5 protein-coding genes and 1 pseudogene are annotated in these 6,403 nt (G+C 34.0%); 1 reads left to right on the forward strand and 5 read right to left on the reverse strand.

From position 1 onward, the window contains the following. Together AC1DPQ_RS14195 and AC1DPQ_RS14200 are read right to left on the reverse strand one after the other, a co-directional pair. Positions 1-191: pseudogene (locus AC1DPQ_RS14195) on the reverse strand (HlyD family secretion protein); the annotation flags it as partial. Between the two features lie 13 nt (positions 192-204). Continuing rightward, positions 205-2,391: a peptidase domain-containing ABC transporter gene (locus AC1DPQ_RS14200; protein ID WP_477609862.1), complete on the reverse strand. Its 2,187-nt coding sequence runs from the start codon at positions 2,389-2,391 to the stop codon at positions 205-207. Between the two features lie 390 nt (positions 2,392-2,781). Here AC1DPQ_RS14200 and AC1DPQ_RS14205 point away from each other — a divergent pair, with 390 nt between their 5' ends. Beyond that, a complete protein-coding gene (locus tag AC1DPQ_RS14205; RefSeq protein ID WP_477609864.1) occupies positions 2,782-3,483 on the forward strand; it encodes a glycosyltransferase family protein in 702 nt (233 codons plus the stop codon). A 39-nt stretch (positions 3,484-3,522) separates the two neighbouring features. Here AC1DPQ_RS14205 and AC1DPQ_RS14210 read toward each other — a convergent pair whose 3' ends face one another. From AC1DPQ_RS14210 to AC1DPQ_RS14220, 3 genes are all read right to left on the reverse strand, one after another. Beyond that, on the reverse strand, positions 3,523-4,530 hold the full coding sequence (locus tag AC1DPQ_RS14210) for a redoxin domain-containing protein (RefSeq protein WP_477609866.1): 1,008 nt from the start codon (positions 4,528-4,530) through the stop codon (positions 3,523-3,525). Positions 4,531-5,049: 519 nt separating this feature from the next. Beyond that, a complete protein-coding gene (locus AC1DPQ_RS14215; protein ID WP_477609868.1) occupies positions 5,050-5,964 on the reverse strand; it encodes a lanthionine synthetase LanC family protein in 915 nt (304 codons plus the stop codon). A gap of 3 nt (positions 5,965-5,967) precedes the next feature. Next, a partial coding sequence (locus AC1DPQ_RS14220; RefSeq protein ID WP_477609870.1) for a hypothetical protein occupies positions 5,968-6,403 on the reverse strand: 436 nt, incomplete at its 5' end.

Raw genomic sequence — 6,403 nt, forward strand, 5'->3', positions numbered from 1 at the left:
TTTAACGAGTTTACCTTCAGACTCGTTTTGACAACATCAGGATATTCTATCAATGCCGAAAGCAAAATAATGCCACCCAGAACGGCAAAAATCAATGTAATGCCCCAGCGTAAAATCCAGTTGGGTACAGCATTAATGATTTCATTTACCTCTTCACTATTCTGGTATATTTTTTTTTGTGTTATTGGCATTTTTATAATTATATTAGTTACCAAGCTCTAACTGGTTTTTAACCAAACTGTAGTATTCTCCTTTACTTTTTGTAAGATCTTCATGGGTTCCCTGTTCTACAATAATCCCATTATCCAGCACCACAATATTATCAGCATTTTTAACTGTACTTAGGCGATGAGCCACTACAACTACCGTTCTACCTTGAAAAAAATCATTTAAATTTTCCATAATTACCTTTTCATTATTGGCGTCTAATGCATTCGTTGCCTCATCGAAAAAGATATATTCTGGATTTTTATAAACAGCTCGTGCTATTAAAATTCGCTGTTTCTGTCCTGCACTTATTCCGTTGCCTTCAGCACCAATTTTGGTATTCAATCCTAATGGTAGGCTATCAATTAAATCTTCAATATTTGCTATTTTGATAGCGTGCTGTAGCTTATTTGTATCTGGATATTCATCAGTCACGGCAATATTTTTGGCAATACTATCCGAAAAAATAAAACCATCCTGCATAACTGTTCCGCATTGTTTACGCCAATAACCATGGCTAATTTGATCAAGATAACTAGCTCCTATTCTAATATCACCTTTTTGAGGAGTATAAAATCTAAGCAGGAGTTTGAGTAATGTAGTTTTTCCACTACCGCTCATCCCAACTATGGCGGTGGTTTTGCCCTGAGGAATTGATAGGTCTATGCTTTTAAGAACTGGTTCATTTCCCGCGCCTGGATAGGTAAAGCTTAAATTATTAACCGAAATGCTTTGGTTACTTGGTAATTGTTTAAGAAATTGTTGGCTGACAGGCTCCTCATCGTCCATTTCATGGATTTCGTTCAGTCGTTCCAGGCTGATTTTTGCATCTTGAAAAGATTGTATAAATCCTAGCAACTGCTCTATTGGGCTGTTTACCTGACCTATAATATATTGTACTGCCATCATTCCTCCTAAGGTCAAATCGCCATTTATTACGGACTTAGCCACGAGAAAAGTAATCAAGATATTTTTACCTTCGTTAATAAAGAAAGCACCAGCTTGCTGTAGTTGCCCTAGCGATAAACTTTTAATACTGAACCTGAAAAGGCCAGCCTGCAGATGTTCCCATTCCCACCGCTTTTGCTGCTCGCAGTTGTTCAATTTTATTTCCTGCATACCACCTATCAACTGAACTATACTATTCTGATTTTTGGCTGAAATATCAAACCGTTTAATGTCAAGATCTCTTCTCCGTTTTAAAAAAGCCATAACCCAAAGTGAATATAATGCGCTACTTATCAAAAAGATCACAAATATATGAATGTTATAATAGGCCAAAATGATGGTAAAAACGACTAGATTGAACATGGAAAAAATTGTATTCAACGTTGAACCTGTTAAAAAAGACTCTATTCGGTGTTGATCATTCATCCGTTGCATGATATCGCCAGTCATCTTTGTATCGAAAAAGCTCATCGGCAGTTTCATCAATTTAATGAGAAAATCTGTCAGAATAGAAATATTTACCCTAGTACTTATATGGAGAAGTATCCAAGACCTGATAAAATCTACACTCAAGCGCCCTAGAAAAAGCATAGTTTGGGCAATTAAGATAATATAGATAAAATCAAGATTTTTAGTATTGATGCCGATATCAACCACAGACTGCGTAAGAAATGGAAAAATAAGTTGAAGCAAAGTACCTACAGCTAATCCCATGAAGAGTTGTCCTATTAATTGTTTGTAGCGATATATGTAACGCGCTAAGAAACTGAAATTAAGACCTTTATTCTTATCTCCTGCCTGGTCGTAAAAAGATGGCGTAGGAGAAAGTTGTAAAGCGATTCCTTGACTATGTTCATTATCATGAGTACTGAGCCAGCGCTTCACAAATTCCGACTGGCTATAAACAGTCAATCCTTTACCCGGATCGGCAACATGGTACTTACCTTTTTTAATTCCATAGAGTACAACAAAATGATCTTGATTCCAGTGTATGATCGTTGGCAGTTCTGTTTCCAACAATTGACCTAAAGTCAATTTAGTGCCCAAAGTACGGAAACCAATCTTTTCTGCTGCCTCACTAATGCCCAACAAAGAAACACCTTCTCGGTTAATACCACTGATTGCCCTTAGCCGTTGAAGCGTAAAATTTTTGCCATAGTGTTTAGCTACCATTCGTAGGCAGGTCGGACCGCAATCCATCTGATCAGGTTGCTTATAATAAGTAAATGTTTTCAAAAATTAGTGCTTTATCTGTGATAGCTTTTGTCCAATCTGCTAACTATCCTTACACAAAAATTATAATCAAAATATTGTTTATGAATTCTTGCAAACAAAGGCTAAAATCGAACCTATGCAATATAGAAATTATAAAAATCAAATAAGCAACAGCTTTTCTTTTTGAATTAATTCTCAACATTATTACAATAAAGTTGCAGTGAAAAAATTCATACTCCAATTATAGTAATATCCAATTCTCTTTTATATCTAAAATTGAATCCTGCATAAAACCGAAACACTGAGAGTACAACTAAAACTAAATTCAAAATTTCCAAACATTATTTATTATTTAGCCAAGTAAATACTTTCTAAAAAATTAATTACTTTTAATAATACCTTTTCAATTATATGAAAATCACAGCTATAATGGCAACTTGTGGCAGACACTATTGCTCAGAAAGAAGTCTTTCTCTTTTTTTAAACCAAAAATATGTTGATAAGCATTTGCTCATTTACCAAAATTCCGAAGTCATTCAGACATTAAATCCCAATATCCAACCTGGTATAGTAACATTGGTTAATAATAATATTGATCCCGAAACCAAACTACCATTCAAAAGTTTAGGCGCCATCTATAGTGACGCATTAAATTATATCCCAAATGATGCAGATGTCATAGTCTTTTGGGACGATGATGACATCTTTTTGGAAGATCATTTATCAGAGGGGGTAAAGGGTTTAATTCGGGGAGGCAAAACAGCTTACAAGCCAGCATGGTCATTCTTTAAAAATTGTGATGGCATAGAATACGCCCAAAACACTTTAGAGCCTTCAATTTTTGTGAAGTCAGATCATATTAGAAGTTTTGGTTTTTTCCCTTCAACTACGGATCAACATTTGAAATGGTTAAATCCATTAATTAATTCTGATGATATTTATATTGATGAAGATGGTGAGTCGACGTTAATTTATAATTGGGGGGATACCTTTGATATTTACAGAACCAGTGCAAACGCAGATAATCCAAATCATTTTGAGGAATATAGAAAGCATTCCCAAGACCATGGAGATAAGATTATTTCACCAATTGATATTTCAGAATTTGTCTAAAATAAATTCAAGAATTGAATTTTGGCAAAAAAATCATTGTTAAAGTTTAATTAGACTTTCAAGGTATCTAACCGACTCATCGCCAGAAAAAATAATGTTACCGTTTGGATCAATTAAAAAATTTTGAGGAATGCTTTTAATATTGTATTCCCAAGATACTTTTGAATCTGCCCCTGCTTCATCGCGGACCTGAACCCAAGCTAATTTATCTTCTTTGATCGCCCTTAACCAATCTGCTTTATTTTTGTCTAGTGAAACGCTAATGAATTCATATTTACTTTTATCTAGTTTCTTGTAAATACCAATTAAACTAGGATTTTCCTGTCTACAGGGAATACACCAGCTTGCCCAAAAATTTAAAAAGACATATTTCCCTCGATAATCAGATAATTTGATGAGATTATCTGCATTATCATTCATGGAAAACAAAGGAGCTTGATTACTTGGAGAATTGTTTACCTTGTGTTTTTCAAAAGCTATTCTAGCTGAAATAAGCTTTCCTAATTCTTGATTTTGAAGTGTTGTATTTAGGCTGTTCAACAATTTACTGGCGGTATCCACATCAAATTTCCGAATGTATAATTTCAAATATAGAAGGCTCAGGAATTTGTTAGGATTCTTTGAAATAATCTCATGATTAACAAAATCAAGTTCATCTGCGTCAACTTGAGATAATTTATCTTTTGCTAAGCTATCTTTAGATATAATTCCCTGCAATGAATCTCTTCGTGAATTAAAAATTGTAGTTCTTTCTATCCATTTTTTATCGATTTCTTGTTCATTATCTCCAGAGATTTTGACTGTTTTAATATCACCAGACAAGTCAATTGGATTTCCCTTTAGTACAAATGTCGCCAAAAAATCTCCATTTTTTTTTACAAGTGCATATAAATAAGGCTCTTTAATATGTCCCGTAATCTTAAACCGATGATTTTTAACAGTTGTAGAATCTATCACGCTACCCCCATATTTTAACAAGAATATCTTACCTTCTAACTTGTTAATATCCCCATTAACTAAGTACCCTATATTTTTTTCCTGTGCCAAGGCAGATTTTAATTTAACAAAGTTGAAGACTAGAAGGAAAAAGATTAAATGTCGATATCTCATATTGAAACGTTACGTTGAGAATTTAGTGCGGTAGATCAATAAACCTGTCCCGCACTAAATATTGTTGTTGTGTGATTGAACATACTAATTCATCCAAATGAGATGAAAGAAAAATGGAGATTAAAGATATGCTCCAATTTTACTACCTTCTAAACGGGGTCATTTGGCCAGCACTTATTTCCAACACAACGATGGCAACACGCGGCTGTAAGAGATCCACAGCTCGCATCGTCCGCTAAACATTTTGTCGTGGTAGGCTTTTCAACACCGCCCAAAACATTTTTCATTTGATACCTTGAAAGTACCTCTCCAGAACCAAACTGGCTCTTTTTTAACGTTAATCTTTTCATTTTTAGATTGTTTTTTATTTAATGGATCTCTAAATTATTCATAAGTTACCTTATTTATCATGGCCTGAGACCCTTACACCATTTTATTTAAATCTACGTTAATTTATTAAAAATCAGTTGTTTTCAACCATGCTTCTCGCCATGTAGAATTATCCACTTGCCCATTTTTGTCCTGAATACTATTAAGTAATATATATATATCGTTATTCCATGCCTTCACATCTGCCCCATCTATATCAAATTCTTTGATTCTGTCTAATTTTTCTTTCGAACATAGAAAATCTAACCGTGAACCTAATCTTTCAATTGCAAAATGATAGGATTGCCATAGCKGCAAGTAAGTTAAATTCAATATATTTTCTTCTTCCCTTGAAAGTATGGATAGATATTTAAGTAATTTTAGCAGCAACGACCTAACCTTGGTGGTATTGATCTTTGCGCTTAAAACTTTAGTCATTAAAACGATGCATTGAGATAAATGATTTATACCTTCTTTTTCGCTGATTAGCATAAATAGCGATTCTTCATCAATCCGGAAATAATCACAAAGCTCATCCATTGCCAGTACCAAAGTCTCTAAAAGGCAAATTTGTCGGTATCGAATTGGGGCTTGATTCCTTGCAATAAGTCGTTTGTATAAATACAAACATCGTCCCATAGTTCCTTTTCCAAGTGAAATATCAGGCGATTTTGTAAAAACTATTGCATTAAATATTTCATCATCGAATTGTTCCAATACCTCATTTGTATCAATCTGGATAAAAGCATTTTGAGATAAATGCTCTATACCCCATCCTATCCCAAGCCAACCACAATCAAAATCCTGATTTTCAATCGTTTCAATATTATTTTCTATTTCTTTAAGTAGTTCAATGCCAATATTACGCCATGCCTCAACGTTCGACACCTTAAAAAGCTGAAATGAAGCTATGCAAAGGCCCATCATACCGTTGTACAATCCATAATTACCGGCGAGCCTATCTTTCAGGCAAAAGAAGTTTTGCTCATTATTTAGGGTCATATTTTACACGCTTTTATTAGAAGGTTTTGCCCTTTCTTTAAGTAAATACATCTCACATTTCAACATTGCTAAATCCATTTTTGAAAGCTGAAGATTTTTAGGAAGAAAGAATCTATCATTTTCAAATAGAATAGTATTCTTTTCCGTAATTTGCTCTTCCAACATCCGCCTCTTATCCAGAAATAATGCAGCAACCCTTCCTGGCTGTTCTTCTACTTGATATTTCCCATTATTTACAACAAAAAATTCAGGATCCAATATTTTTGAGAATATAGAAGTACTCAGGCCATCAATTTTATAAATAAAATCGTTGTAAATGTAAACTGGATCACACTGGTGCTCCAGAAGGTCTAAACCATTTACGAGTGAAGTTAAAGATAGTACGATATTTGGGTCATAAAAAACAATTTTGCGGGTTTCACAAGACACTATGGTATTG

It is taken from the genome of Pedobacter sp. 01T416_2, assembly GCF_056398925.1.

Bases quoted from the DNA above. Each gene is read 5' to 3' on its own strand.
- AC1DPQ_RS14205 (WP_477609864.1), top strand. From the start codon at position 2,782: ATGAAAATCACAGCTATAATGGCAACTTGTGGCAGACACTATTGCTCA.